Annotated in this window: 11 protein-coding genes; 7 read left to right on the forward strand and 4 right to left on the reverse strand. The window is 68.6% G+C overall.

All coding sequences use genetic code 11. The features are described from left to right. Positions 1–209 precede the first annotated feature (209 nt). Entirely contained in the window at positions 210–1,391 is a 1,182-nt protein-coding gene (locus ASJ79_RS06290; protein ID WP_067953877.1) for a M20 family metallopeptidase, read from the forward strand. After that, positions 1,388–2,563: a M20 family metallopeptidase gene (locus ASJ79_RS06295; RefSeq protein WP_067953888.1), complete on the forward strand. Its 1,176-nt coding sequence runs from the start codon at positions 1,388–1,390 to the stop codon at positions 2,561–2,563. Before ASJ79_RS06290 ends, ASJ79_RS06295 begins: the two co-directional genes overlap by 4 nt. A gap of 111 nt (positions 2,564–2,674) precedes the next feature. On the opposite strand, the gene ASJ79_RS06300 is transcribed toward ASJ79_RS06295, so the two are convergent. Continuing rightward, on the reverse strand, positions 2,675–3,247 hold the full coding sequence (locus ASJ79_RS06300) for a TetR/AcrR family transcriptional regulator (protein WP_067953878.1): 573 nt from the start codon (positions 3,245–3,247) through the stop codon (positions 2,675–2,677). 208 nt (positions 3,248–3,455) lie between these two features. Here ASJ79_RS06300 and ASJ79_RS06305 point away from each other — a divergent pair, with 208 nt between their 5' ends. Then, the gene (locus ASJ79_RS06305; RefSeq protein ID WP_231750745.1) at positions 3,456–6,305 is read left to right on the forward strand and encodes an RND family transporter; all 2,850 of its coding nucleotides are present in this window, start codon (positions 3,456–3,458) and stop codon (positions 6,303–6,305) included. Here ASJ79_RS06305 and ASJ79_RS06310 read toward each other — a convergent pair. Then, positions 6,302–6,913, reverse strand: a complete 612-nt coding sequence (locus ASJ79_RS06310) for an SDR family oxidoreductase (RefSeq protein WP_067953880.1) — start codon at positions 6,911–6,913, stop codon at positions 6,302–6,304. The two genes, ASJ79_RS06305 and ASJ79_RS06310, sit on opposite strands and share 4 nt — an antisense overlap. Before the next feature lie 121 nt (positions 6,914–7,034). Beyond that, complete coding sequence (locus tag ASJ79_RS06315; RefSeq protein WP_067953881.1) at positions 7,035–7,781, reverse strand: SDR family NAD(P)-dependent oxidoreductase; 747 nt, start codon at positions 7,779–7,781, stop codon at positions 7,035–7,037. Positions 7,782–7,905: 124 nt separating this feature from the next. On the opposite strand from ASJ79_RS06315, the gene ASJ79_RS06320 reads away from it, so the two are divergent. Beyond that, positions 7,906–8,514 carry a TetR/AcrR family transcriptional regulator gene (locus tag ASJ79_RS06320; RefSeq protein ID WP_067953882.1) on the forward strand — a complete coding sequence of 203 codons (609 nt, stop codon included), beginning with the start codon at positions 7,906–7,908 and terminating at the stop codon, positions 8,512–8,514. Between the two features lie 2 nt (positions 8,515–8,516). On the opposite strand, the gene ASJ79_RS06325 is transcribed toward ASJ79_RS06320, so the two are convergent. Continuing rightward, complete coding sequence (locus tag ASJ79_RS06325; protein ID WP_067953883.1) at positions 8,517–8,990, reverse strand: gamma-glutamylcyclotransferase; 474 nt, start codon at positions 8,988–8,990, stop codon at positions 8,517–8,519. 94 nt (positions 8,991–9,084) lie between these two features. On the opposite strand from ASJ79_RS06325, the gene ASJ79_RS06330 reads away from it, so the two are divergent. The 3 genes from ASJ79_RS06330 to ASJ79_RS06340 are packed head-to-tail and all read left to right on the forward strand — an operon-like array spanning position 9,085 to position 13,156. Beyond that, the gene (locus ASJ79_RS06330; protein WP_067953884.1) at positions 9,085–10,500 is read left to right on the forward strand and encodes an NAD(P)H-quinone dehydrogenase; all 1,416 of its coding nucleotides are present in this window, start codon (positions 9,085–9,087) and stop codon (positions 10,498–10,500) included. Between the two features lie 56 nt (positions 10,501–10,556). After that, a complete protein-coding gene (locus ASJ79_RS06335; protein ID WP_067953885.1) occupies positions 10,557–12,302 on the forward strand; it encodes a glycerol-3-phosphate dehydrogenase/oxidase in 1,746 nt (581 codons plus the stop codon). Further along, complete coding sequence (locus tag ASJ79_RS06340; protein WP_067953886.1) at positions 12,299–13,156, forward strand: pseudouridine synthase; 858 nt, start codon at positions 12,299–12,301, stop codon at positions 13,154–13,156. The genes ASJ79_RS06335 and ASJ79_RS06340 overlap by 4 nt, the downstream gene beginning before the upstream one ends. Positions 13,157–13,921 lie beyond the last annotated feature (765 nt).

Genomic DNA, 13,921 nt, shown 5'->3' on the forward strand with positions numbered 1-13,921 from the left:
CGGCCGCCGCGCGGCTCGGCGATCCGGCCGTGGTCGTCCCGATGGCCGAACTGCCCGGCTCCACCCCGAGCCCAGGACGCCGGCGACGTCGTAGGCGTCGACGCCGGTGCGCGTGCGCAGCGCCTCGGCTGCCCGCCGGGCCTCTGCTACCGGGTCGTCCACAGGCGGCAGCTTAGTTGGGGCGTTTGTGCAGTGAGATACTTGCCTGCATGCCCACCGCCGCCGCGTCGACCTGCGTCGAAGACGCAGTGCACGACCGGCGCGGTGACCTGATCGAGCTGTCGCACGCCGTCCACGCCGAACCGGAACTGTCGTTCGCCGAGCATCGCAGCTGCGCCAAGACGCAGGCGCTGGTCGCCGAGCGCGGATTCGAGATCTCCGCGGGCGTGGCCGGGCTGGACACCGCGTTCCGCGCCGTCTTCGGCGGCGGGCCGCTGGTCGTCGGGGTCTGCGCCGAATACGACGCGCTGCCCGGCATCGGGCACGCCTGCGGGCACAACATCATCGCGGCCTCGGCGGTCGGCACCGCACTGGCGCTGGCCGAGGTCGCCGACACCCTCGGGCTGACCGTCGTTCTGCTCGGCACCCCGGCCGAGGAGCTCGGCGGCGGCAAGGCGCTGATGCTCGACGCGGGCGTGTTCGACGACATCGCCGCCGCGGTGATGCTGCATCCCGGCCCGGTCGACATCGCGGCCGCGCGGTCACTGGCGCTCTCGGAGATGACGATCGGCTACACCGGCCGCGAGTCGCACGCCGCGGTCGCCCCGTATCTGGGGATCAATGCCGCCGACGCCGTCACGGTGGCGCAGGTGGCCATCGGGCTGCTGCGCCAGCAACTGGCGCCCGGGCAGATGGTGCACGGCATCGTCACCGACGGCGGCCAGGCCTCCAACGTCATTCCCGGGCACGCCGAGATGCGCTACACGATGCGGGCGACCGACTCGGAGTCGTTGCGCGCGTTGGAAACCCGGATGGCGGGTTGTTTCGCCGCCGGTGCCGTCGCGACCGGCTGCGCGCACGTCGTCGACGAGACCGCGCCGGCGTACGCCGAGCTGGCCCCCGACCGCTGGATGGCCGAGACGTTCCGCGCCGAGATGCAGCGGATGGGCCGCACGCCGGTGCCGGCCGAGGTGGAGGCGTCGTTGCCGCTGGGCAGCACCGACATGGGCAACGTGACGCAGGTGATCCCCGGCATCCATCCGGTCGTCGGCATCGACGCCGGCGGCGCGTCGATCCATCAACCGGAGTTCACCGCGGCCGCCGTGAACGCCAGCGCCGACACCGCGGTGATCGAGGGCGCGATCATGCTGGCCCGCACCGTGGTCGCGCTGGCCGAGTCCGGCACCGAACGGGACCGGGTGCTGGAGCGGTGCCAGAGGCGCGCCTCATGAACGTGCTGAAGCATGCGGCCGCGCGTTGGCTCAGCGAGCACCACGACGACCTCGTCGGGTGGCGCCGGCACCTGCACCGCCATCCCGAACTCGGCCGCCAGGAGTTCAAGACGACGCAGTTCGTCGCCTCGGTGCTGGCCGAGGCCGGCCTCAACCCGAAGGTGTTGCCCGGCGGGACGGGCCTGACGTGCGACTTCGGGCCGGACGACGCGCCGCGGGTGGCGCTGCGCGCCGACATGGACGCGCTGCCGATGGCCGAGCGCACCGGACTGGAGTTCGCGTCGGAGGTGCCCAACGTCGCGCACGCGTGCGGCCACGACGGGCACACCGCGGTGCTGTTGGGGGCGGCGCTGGCGATGGCCTCGGTGGCCGAGTTGCCCGTCGGGGTGCGGTTGATCTTCCAGGCCGCCGAAGAGCTGATGCCCGGCGGCGCGCTCGACGCGATCGCCGCGGGTGCGCTGACCGGGGTGTCGCGGATCTTCGCGTTGCACTGCGATCCGCACCTCGCGGTGGGCCGGGTCGCGGTGAAGGCGGGGCCGATCACGTCGGCGGCCGACCACGTCGAGGTGACGCTGCACTCGCCGGGCGGGCACACCTCACGTCCGCACCTGACCGGGGACCTGGTCTACGGGCTCGGCACGCTGATCACCGGGGTGCCCGGTGTGCTGTCGCGGCGCATCGATCCGCGCAACAGCACCGTGATGGTGTGGGGCGCGGTGCACGCCGGGACGGCCGCCAACGCGATCCCGCAGACCGGCACGCTGACCGGCACCATCCGCACCGCCAGCCGTGAGACCTGGCTGACGCTCGAAGACATTGTGCAGGAATCTGTTTCGTCACTGCTGGCGCCGCTGGGCATCGAGCATGTGATGCAGTACCGCCGCGGGGTGCCGCCGGTGGTCAACGAGGAGATCTCCACGCGCATCATGACCCACGCGATCGAGGCGATCGGCCCCGACGTGCTCGCCGACACCAGGCAGTCCGGCGGCGGGGAGGACTTCTCCTGGTATCTGGAGGAGGTGCCCGGCGCCATGGCCCGGCTCGGGGTGTGGAGCGGGCGCGGCCGTCAGCTGGATCTGCACCAGCCGACGTTCGACCTCGACGAGCGCGCGCTCGGTGTCGGGGTGCGGCTGATGGTCAACCTCGTCGAACAGAGCGCCGCCACCCCGTAGGCCCCTGCACCTCCTTTTCGCGAGGGTGCGTGTCTGCGGCCGCCACGCCGCGGATTCTCCCGATGATGCGCACCCTAGCCGGGAAGTATGCGCACGCTCGCCGCAGCCTCGTCAGTCAGCGGGCACGCACACGTCGAGGAACTTCTTCGTCAGCGCCAGCAGCACCTCACGCAACTGCGCGACGTCGAGGTCGGCGATCGTGGGGTCGGTGACACAGCCGTGCACGCCGGCGCTGAGCATCGAGATCGCCACCCGGGTGGCGGTGTCGGGGTCCGGGCCGAGCAGCACGGCGGCGAGCCGGTCGCCGATGTGACGGAATGCGTCGTTGTCCTCGAGTAGACGGTGCACGGTCGGGTCGCCGTGGAAGACACTGGAGACGCGGCGATGCCGGATGATCAACTCCACCATGCCGCTCATCGACACGTTGCGCCGCGCCTCGGCGGTGGGCAGGGTCTCGGCGATGCGTAGCAGGTGCTCGATGTCGTCGTACACCGGTTTGACGACGGCCAGCGCGATCTCGTCCTTGGAGTGGAACTGGTAGTAGACGGCGGCCTTGGTCACCCCGAGCCGGTCGGCGATCATCTGCAGCGACGTGCCGCTCACGCCGTGATCGGCGAACAGCTCGAGCGCGGCGTCGAGCACCCGTTCCCGCGCGAAACCGCGGGTGGCAACCGGCTTGGCCATCGTTTCCTCATTCCCGCTGCATCACCGGGTCGGGGCGAACTGTATCCCAGATCACATCCCGGCTCGGCGCCGTGCCACGCCACTAGTTAGCCGACCGGCTTGTCTGAAGTTAGCCGATTGGTTAGTCTAACTCGACAGTTCTCCCACTTCATGTCGAAGGCGGCTGTGCCGTAACGACTTTCGAGAAAGCCCTCTGGAGGAGCCGCCGGTGGACGGGCACAAGCCGCACTTCTACGGCATCGCCCGGTTCATCCGCCGAGCCTCGATCCCGATCATCCTGATCTGGGTCGCCGTCGCCGCGTTCCTGAACATCTCGGTGCCGCAGCTCGAAGAGGTCGGCAAGCTGCGGTCGGTGTCGATGAGCCCGGACGAGGCTCCTGCCGTCATCTCGATGGAACACATCGGCAAGGTGTTCGAGGAGTACGAGTCCAACAGCTCGGTGATGATCGTGCTGGAGGGCGAGGAACCCCTCGGTGACGACACCCGCAGCTACTACGCCGACCTGATCAGCGCGCTGGAAGCCGACACCAAACATGTCGAGCACGTCCAGGACCTCTGGAGCGACCCGCTGACCGCGGCAGGTGCGCAGAGCGCGGACGGCAAGTCCACCTACTTCCAGGTCTATCTCGCGGGTAACCAGGGTGAGGCGCTGGCCAACGAATCCGTGCGCGCCGTGCAGGAACTCGTGGCCGAAAGCCAGCCCCCCGCCGGGGTGCAGGCGTTCGTCACCGGCGCGTCGGCGCTGGCCGCCGAACAGGAAGAGGCCGGCCACAGCAGCATGCGGACGGTCGAGGCGCTGACGTTCCTGGTCATCACGATCATGCTGGTGCTGTTCTTCCGGTCGATCGTCACCACGTTGCTGATCCTGGTGATGGTCGGATTGAGCCTGCTGACCGTCCGCGGCGCGGTGGCGTTCCTCGGGTTCCACGACATCATCGGCCTGTCGACCTTCGCGACGAGCCTGCTGGTGACGCTTGCCATCGCGATCGCGGTGGACTACGCGATCTTCCTGATCGGCCGCTACCAGGAGGCGATGTCGGCCGGTGCGACCTCCGAAGAGGCGTACTACACGATGTTCGGCGGCACCGCGCACGTCATCGTCGGCTCCGGTCTGACCATCGCGGGCGCGACGTTCTGTCTGAGCTTCACCCGGTTGCCGTACTTCCAGAGCCTCGGTGTGCCGCTGGCTCTGGGCATGCTGGTGCTGATTCTGGTGGCGATGACGTTCGGGCCGTCCGTGGTGACGATCGCGAGCAAGTTCGGACTGCTGCGGCCCAAGCGCGCCATGCGGGTCCGTGGGTGGCGCAAGATCGGCGCGGTCACCGTGCGGTGGCCGGGTGCGATCCTGGTCGCCAGCGTCGCGGTGTCGCTGATCGGATTGCTGGCCCTGCCCGGCTATCAGACCAGTTACAACGACCGCAATTACCTTCCCGACGACATCCAGTCCAACGTCGGATACGCCGCGGCCGAACGGCACTTCTCCCCGGCCCGGCTGAACCCCGAGATGGTGATGGTCGAAACCGACCACGATCTGCGCAACCCGGCGGATTTCATCGTCATCGAGAAGATCGCCAAGGCACTGTTCGCGGTCGAGGGGATCGGCCGGGTGCAGACCATCACCCGTCCGGACGGCAAACCGATCGAGAGCACCTCGATCCCGTACATCATGAGCCGCCAGGGCACCACCCAGCAGCTCAACGAGAAGTACTTGCTGGACCGCATGGACGACATGCTCGTCCAGGCCGAGGAACTGCAGAAAACCATCAACACGATGGAGAAGATGCAGAGCCTCATGGGCCAGATGTCCGACATCACCCAGACCATGGTCGCCAAGACGAAGAACATGGCGGTCGACATCACCGAACTGCGGGACCACATCGCCGATCTCGACGATTTCATCCGGCCGATCCGCAATTACTTCTACTGGGAACCGCACTGCTACAACATCCCGGTGTGCTGGTCGATGCGGTCGATCTTCGACTTGATCGATCAGACGAACATGATGACCGACACCGTGCAGGACCTGGTTCCGACGATGGAACGTCTCGCCGAGCTGATGCCTCAGCTGATCGAGTTGATGCCGTCGCAGATCGAGTCGATGAAGTCGCAGCGCGACATGATGCTGACGATGTACCAAACGCAGAACAGCCAGCTCGAGGCCGGCGCCGAGATGCAAGCGGACGCGGGCGCGATGGGCGACGCCTTCAACGACGCCTGGAACGCCGACACGTTCTACCTGCCGCCCGAGGCGTTCGACAACGCCGACTTCCAAAGCGGTATCGAGCAATTCATCTCACCCAACGGCCATGCGGTGCGGTTCATCGTCGCGCACGAGGGGGACCCGCTCTCGCCGGCGGGTATCGAGAAGATCGACGCGCTCAAGACCGCCGCCAAGGAGGCGATCAAGGGCACGCCGCTGGAGGGGTCGACGATCTACCTCGGCGGCACCGCGGCCACGTTCAAGGACATGTCCGACGGCACCCGGTATGACCTGCTGATCGCCGGGATCGCGGCCATCGGACTGATTTTCATCATCATGCTGATCCTGACCCGCGCGATCGTCGCCGCCGCGGTGATCGTCGGCACGGTGGTGCTGTCCCTGGGCGCGTCGTTCGGGCTCTCGGTACTGGTCTGGCAGCACATCGTCGGCATCGAACTGCACTGGATGGTGCTGCCGATGGCGGTGATCATCCTGCTGGCGGTGGGCGCGGACTACAACCTGCTGGTGGTGGCCCGGCTCAAGGAGGAGATCCACGCCGGCCTGCAGACCGGTCTGATCCGGACGATGGGCGGCAGCGGATCGGTGGTCACGGCGGCGGGCATGGTGTTCGCGCTGACGATGATGACGATGGCGATCAGCGACCTGACCATCATCGGTCAGGTCGGCACGACGATCGGCATGGGCCTGATCTTCGACACGCTGGTGATCCGGTCGTTCATGACGCCGTCGATCGCGGCGCTGTTGGGCCGCTGGTTCTGGTGGCCGCAGCGGATCCGGTACCGCCCGGTGCCCTCGCCGTGGCCCGCCCCGGCGGTGCGCTCCGCCCGGGACGGCTAGCCGGCGCTGCCCACGTAGACGATGCCGGACGGCTGCGTGGTGGTCGCGGCGGTGGCCACCGCGGGCACCATCACGGTGTCGTCGGTCATCTCGGCGGAGACCACGGTGAACCCGATGCCGGCGTGCGCGAACTCCGACCGCATGCCGTAGAGCGCGGTCTCGCCGGCCCGCTGGCTCGCCGCGATCCCGGCGTAGCCCTTCGGTACCGCCTTGTGGGGGTAGAAGTGGGCCTGGTGGCTGGTGACGAACACGATCCGGGCGCCGGCCGGCAACAGCGGCATCGCCAGTTTCGCGAGCCGCCGTGCGGCGCCGCCGTCGACCAGGCTGCCTGATCCGGCGAGGATCAGCGCGTCCAGCCGACCGAAACGGGCGCGGACCGTGTCGATCATCGCCGAGACGGCGAACTCGTCGTGGACGTCGGCGGCGATCGTCGACGCGTTCCCGCCCTCGGCACGGATTGCCCGGGCGACGTCCTCGGCGCGCTCGGGTCTTCCGTGGTGGTGGACGATGACGTGGGTGTCCGGCCCGGCGACGCGGCGCGCCACGTCGGCGCCGACGCCGCTCGACGCGCAGGTGACCAGGATGATCCGCCCAGGAGACTGCAGCATGCGGGTTCCTTCCGTCGCGACGGTCGCTTGGGCGTAACCCTACACGCAATCTAAGAAAATTAAGAGAGAAATAAGGTCACCGTAAGGCGATGAATTGGTGGACCCACGGACACGCCAGTCCTCAGAACTGGTGCTCACCGCCGTCGATGTCGATGTTCGCGCCGTAGATGAAGCTGCTGTCGGCCGAGGCCAGAAACGCCACCACGCCCGCCACTTCCTGGGGCAGTCCCAGCCGTCCGATCGGCACGCCCTTGGCCAGCTCGGCCTTGAACGCCGCCGCTTCCTCCGGGCCGACGAGCTTCTCGGGACCCGGGGTGTCGATCGCGCCCGGCGAGACGGCGTTGACGCGGATGCCGCGGTCCTTGAGTTCGTTGGCCCAGCTGCGCACCAGCGAGCGCACCGCGGCCTTGGATGCCGAGTAGAGCCCGAAGTTCGGCCAGCCGTCCTCGGCGCGGATGGACGAGTTCACGATCACGGCCGCGCCGTCGTTGAGCAGCGGCACCGCCTTCTGCACGGTGAGCCAGGTCCCGCGCACATTGACGTCGAAGTTTTGCTCGTAGTCCTGCTCGGAGGCGTGGCTAAGCGGCCCGAGTACGGCCAGCCCGGCGTTGGCGAAGAGCACGTCGAGGCCCCGACCACGTGCTCGGACGGCGTCGTAGAGGCGGTCCAGATCGGCCGCGCGCGCGATGTCCCCCACCACGGGGGTGGCCGCGGAGCCGATGGAGGCGGCGGCGTCCTCTAGTGCCGCCTGCTGCCGGCCGGTGATGAAGACGTGGGCGCCCTCGTCGGCGAGTCGTTGTGCGGCAGCCAGTCCGATGCCGGTGCTGGCGCCGGTGACGACCGCGGTCTTGTTCTCCAGTGTGTCCATGTGCTGGCCTCTTCTATTTCTGTACCGATCGGTGCGATATCAACGTAACACTTCTGCACCGATCGATACTTAATGTGCGCACGCTCCCTACCGATCGGTGCAGAAGGGGTAGGATCGCGGCGAAATGGGATCGCCCAGAACGTCTTCGGTCGGCCGGCCCAGAAGCTTCGACATCGATGAAGCTCTGGACAGGGCCATGGTGGTGTTCTGGGAACGCGGCTTCGAAGGCGCCTCGCTGACCGACCTGACCGACGCCATGGGCATCACCCGCACCAGCATGTACGCGGCGTTCGGGAACAAAGAGGAACTGTTCCGGGCGGCGCTGCGCCGCTACCTCGACGGCCCCGGTGGCTATCTCACCGCGGCGCTGGCAGAACCGACGGCGCGCGACGTGGCCGAGGCGTTCCTGCGCGGCGCGGTGCGCACCACCACCCGTCCCGGGGGGCCCGCGGGATGTCTGGTCGTCCAGGGCTCGCTGACGGCGGGGACGGCGGGGTTGCCGGCCCGCGACGTGCTGATCGAGTGCCGCGAAGACGCGGTGTCACACCTGCGGGAGCGCTTCCGCGCGGCGGTCAAGAAAGGCGATCTGCCGCCGGAGGCCGATCCGGGGCTGCTGGCCCGCTATGTGATGACCGTGGCCAACGGGATCGCGGTCCAGGCCGCCAACGGCGTCGGCCGCCGAGAACTGCAGCGGCTGGCCGACATGGCGCTGCGGCACTGGCCGCTGCTCTGACGCTACGCGCCTGGGCCCACGTTACCGGCCGGACGGGTGCGCAGGTCGTGCACGTATTCCGGTGGGGCGCCTGCGATTTCGGCCGCGTCGGCCATCACCCCGAGATAGCGCGCCGACGGGATGCCACCCTCCCACGCGTCCAGCACATACAGCCACGCCAGCACCGGGTCGGTGTCGGTGTCCGACGACGTGCGCTCCACCCGGCACCGGATCTTCTTGTGGAAGCCGAGCTCTGAGCCCTCCCAGCGGTCGAGGTTCTCCTCGTCCTCCTTGGTCACGTCGTAGAGCACGACGAACACCTTCGAGTTCGGGTCCTCGACGATGGTGGCCAGCGCGCCCTCCCACGCGATGTCCGCGCCGCCGAACGTCAGCCGCCAGCCGTGCAACCAGCCCGTCCCGGCCATCGGGGAGTGCGGGGCCCGCTGCAGCATCTGCTCGGGATGCATATTCGATCCGTAGGCGGCGTAGATCGGCACGCGAGAAGCTTAGACGCCCGGCCGCCATCCGGCGGGACCTGTACGGGACCCATCTGTGAACGCCTCGGCAACCTCCGTGGCCTAGGTTTGAAACGTGGTAACGCGCATCGTGATCATCGGCGGAGGACCAGCGGGATACGAAGCGGCTCTGGTGGCGGCCTCGCGGGGGCGCGACGTCACCCAGGTGACCGTGATCGACCAGGACGGCCTGGGCGGCGCATGCGTGCTGTATGACTGCGTGCCGTCGAAGACGCTGATCGCCTCGACCGGGGTGCGCACCGAGTTGCGCCGCGCCGAGGGCATGGGCTTCGACATCGGCATCGAGGACGCGAAGATCTCGCTGCCGCAGATCAACAACCGCGCCAAGACGCTGGCCTCGTCGCAGTCGGCCGACATCGGCAGCCAGCTTCTCAACCAGGGGGTCACCATCATCGGGGGGCGCGGCGAACTCGTCGACGACATCTCCGGCATGGCCAGCCACCGGGTGAAGGTCACCACCAGCGACGGCAAGGTCGGAGTGCTCAAGGCCGACGTCGTGCTGATCGCCACCGGCGCGAGCCCGCGGGTGTTGCCCAACGCGGTGCCCGACGGCGAGCGGATCCTGACCTGGCGGCAGCTCTATGACCTGAACGAGCTGCCCAGCCACTTGATCATCGTCGGCTCCGGGGTGACGGGCGCCGAGTTCTGCAACGCCTACACCGAACTCGGCGTGACGGTGACGGTGGTGGCCAGCCGGGACCAGATCCTCCCGCACGAGGACTCCGACGCCGCGGCCGCGCTGGAGGAGGTGTTCAACGAGCGCGGCGTGACGCTGATCAAGAACGCCCGCGCCGAGTCGGTCACCCGCACCGAGACGGGCGTGCGGGTCGCCATCGCCGACGGCCGCGTCGTCGAGGGCAGTCACGCGCTGATGACGGTCGGCTCCGTGCCGAACACCACGGGCCTGGGCCTGGAACGGGTCGGCATCGAGCTCAAACCCGGCGGCTACATCCCGGTCGACCGGGTGTCACGCACCCCGGCCTCGGGTGTGTACGCCGCCGGCGACTGCACCGGTCTGCTGCCGCTGGCGTCGGTGGCGGCGATGCAGGGCCGTATCGCGATGTACCACGCCCTGGGCGAGGGGGTGTCGCCGATCCGGCTGCGCACGGTGGCGTCGGCGACGTTCACCCGCCCCGAGATCGCCGCGGTGGGCATCCCGCAGTCGGCGATCGACGACGGCAGCGTGCCGGCCCGCACCCTGATGCTGCCGCTGAACACCAACGCCAGGGCGAAGATGTCGCTGCTGCGGCACGGCTTCGTCAAGATCTTCTGCCGGCCGGCCACCGGGGTGGTGATCGGCGGGGTGGTGGTGGCGCCGATCGCGTCGGAGCTGATCCTGCCGATCGCGCTGGCCGTGCAGAACCGCATCTCGGTGACCGATCTGGCGCAGACGTTGTCGGTGTATCCGTCGCTGTCGGGTTCGATCGTCGAAGCCGCCCGCCGGCTCATGGCGCACGACGATCTGGACTGATCCGGCTAGCCTGGGACATGACAACCCGTACTGACGAGTAGCGAGGAGCCGTCGACGTGGGCGACCCGATCCCCGCTCCAGGCAACGGCCTGACGTTTCTGAGCCCGCAACAGCGCATCCGCGCCTGGGAGCGGCTGGGCAGCGAACAGTTCGACGTGATCGTCATCGGCGGTGGCATCGTCGGCGCCGGCGCCGCGCTGGATGCGGCGACCCGCGGCCTGAAGGTCGCGCTTGTCGAGGCCCGCGACTTCGCCTCGGGAACGTCGAGTCGCAGCAGCAAGATGTTCCACGGCGGTCTGCGCTATCTGGAACAGCTCGAGTTCGGCCTGGTGCGTGAGGCGCTGCACGAACGCGAACTGTCGCTGACGACGCTGGCGCCGCATCTGGTCAAGCCGATGCCGTTCCTGTTCCCACTGACCAACCGCTGGTGGGAACGGCCCTACATCGCTGCGGGCATCTTCCTCTACGACCAGCTCGGCGGCGCGAAATCGGTTCCGGCGCAGAAACATCTGACCCGTGCCGGTGCGTTGCGGCTCGCACCGGGGCTCAAGCGCAGCTCGCTGATCGGCGGAATCCGCTACTACGACACCGTCGTCGACGACGCCCGCCACACGATGACGGTGGCGCGCACCGCGGCCCACTACAGCGCGGTGGTGCGGACGTCGACCCAGGTGGTCGCGCTGCTGCGTGAAGGTGACCGGGTCACCGGCGTGCGGGTGCGCGACTCCGAGGACGGTGCGGTCACCGAGGTGCACGGCCACGTGGTCGTCAACGCGACCGGGGTGTGGACCGACGAGATCCAGGCACTGTCCAAGCAGCGCGGCCGGTTTCGGGTGCGCGCGTCCAAGGGCGTGCACATCGTGGTGCCCCGCGACCGCATCGTCAGCGAGGCCGCCATCATCCTGCGGACCGAGAAATCGGTGCTCTTCGTCATCCCGTGGGGCACACACTGGATCATCGGCACCACCGACACCGACTGGAATCTCGACCTGGCTCATCCGGCGGCGACCAAGGTCGACATCGACTACATCCTCGGCCACGTCAACAAGGTGCTGGCCACGCCGCTGACCCACGACGACATCGACGGGGTGTACGCCGGACTGCGCCCGCTGCTGGCCGGCGAGAGCGAGGAGACCTCGAAGCTGTCGCGGGAGCACGCGGTCGCGGTGCCGGCCCCGGGCCTGGTGGCCATCGCCGGCGGCAAGTACACCACCTACCGGGTGATGGGGGAGGACGCGATCGACGCCGCCGCCGAGTTCATCCCGACCCGGGTGGCGCCGTCGATCACCGAGAAGGTGCCGCTGATGGGCGCCGACGGCTACTTCGCGTTGGTGAACCAAACCCAAAGTGTCGGGACGCATTACGGTCTGCATCCATACCGGGTCCGGCATCTGCTGGACCGCTACGGGTCGCTGATCGGTGAGGTGCTCGCGTTGGCCGACGGGCGGCCGGAGCTGCTGGAGCCGATCACCGAGGCGCCGGTGTACTTGAAGGTAGAGGCCGCCTACGCCGCCGCCGCGGAGGGGGCGCTGCACCTCGAGGACATCCTCGCCCGACGGATGCGGATCTCCATCGAATATCCGCACCGTGGTGTGGACTGCGCCCGCGAGGTCGCCGAAGTCGTTGCGTCCGTGCTGGGTTGGAGTGCCGAGGACACCGACCGCGAGGTCGCGACCTACCTGGCGCGGGTGGAGGCCGAGGTGCTGTCGCAGACGCAGCCCGACGACGAGTCCGCCGACGCGTTGCGCGCGTCCGCGCCGGAGGCCCGCGCGGAGATCCTCGAACCCGTCCCGCTCACGTGAGACGACCCGCACCGCTTCCGGTGCGTGACGGGCTCGGGCCGGCGCGGGTGCGGTTGCGCGGCGGGGCCGTGCTGGTCGAGTTCGCCGACCGGTTCGGTGAGGCCGCCGCGCAGAAGGTGCTCAACGGCGAGGTTTTCACCGCGGACGGCACGGTCGTCACGGCTGATACTGTGCTGCAACCCAATTCAGTGGTGTACCTGTACCGCGAGCTGCCCGACGAGATACCGGTGCCGTTCGACGTGCCCGTCCTGTACCGGGACGAGAACCTCGTCGTCGTCGACAAACCGCATTTCCTGGCGACCATGCCGCGCGGCCGCCACGTCGCCCAGACCGCGCTCGTGCGGTTACGCCGCGAGCTGGACCTCCCCGAACTCAGCCCCGCGCATCGGCTGGACCGGTTGACCGCCGGGGTGCTGGTGTTCACCGCCCGCCGTGCGGTCCGCGGCGCGTATCAGACGATGTTCGCGCGGGGCGGAGCCGCTAAGACGTATCTCGCGCATTCGTCGGCGCCCACCGACCGTGACTTCCCGGTGACGGTGCGTAGCCGAATCATCAAGCGGCGGGGCCTGTTACAGGCTGTTGAGGAGCCGGGGGAGCCGAACGCCGAGACGGTGGTGCAGCACAGCGGCGACGGCCGCTACCGGCTTCTTCCGCGCACCGGGCGCACTCACCAGTTGCGTGTCCACATGAACTCGCTCGGGCTGCCGATCACCGGAGACCCGCTGTATCCCGAGGTCGTCGACGTCGCCGCCGGGGATTTCACGACGCCACTCAAGCTGCTCGCGCAGACCCTGGAGTTCACCGATCCCGTGACGGGCATCCGGAGACGGTTCACCAGCGCGCGGACGCTGTGAGTGTGCGCTCAGATCGCGACTCCCCTCGAAGATTGCTCTATCGCGATCTGAGCCCACACGGACGCCGTCGGTGGCGACATCGCCACCGTGTTTCGTGCGTCGCCCGGCGTCTCGGCGTCGCACACCGGGAAATTTAGTTCATCTGTCAACAGTTCGCTGACCGATTAGACATAATCGTCAAACAACGCGCTGACTAGGCCTTGGACATACCAATACCTGCTAATTCGTCTTTGCGCGCCGGGCTGAGATTTCGGCTACGGGCCTTATTCACGATTCGTCGTCGCGGAACCGGCCGAACGCTGTGTCGATGCACAGAAGCGGCCCGAGGCGGTGCAGATGCGGCAAAGACCGGCTCCCGGGCCGGGACGGTGGGCCACGCGTGTTCGGTCCCGGGCGGGCACAATGAGCTGCCACAATCTGTGTGATGTCGGCGACACCGGCGCCGGAGACTGAAGGAGCGGACTTGCCCAAGAGCTGGTTGGTCGCGTCGGCGGCGGTGTTCGTCGGGGCGTCGGTCCCCGTGCTGATCCCGGCCCCCGCGCACGCGGCGGTATGCGGTTCCGTCGGCGGGGTACACGTCGACATCACCGGCTGCGCCGACCCGTTCTCCGAGCTCAACGAAGCGCTGGCGGCACCGCCACCGCCACCACCGCCACCGCCGGGGGCACCACCGACGCCCCGACGAACACCGCCGCCGACGCGACCAACCAGCTCTTGGGCAAGTCCGCTCCTTCAGTCTCCGGCGCCGGAGTCGCCGACATCACA

It is taken from the genome of Mycobacterium sp. NAZ190054 (genome assembly GCF_001545925.1).
In the GTDB taxonomy this organism is placed as follows: Bacteria; Actinomycetota; Actinomycetes; order Mycobacteriales; family Mycobacteriaceae; genus Mycobacterium.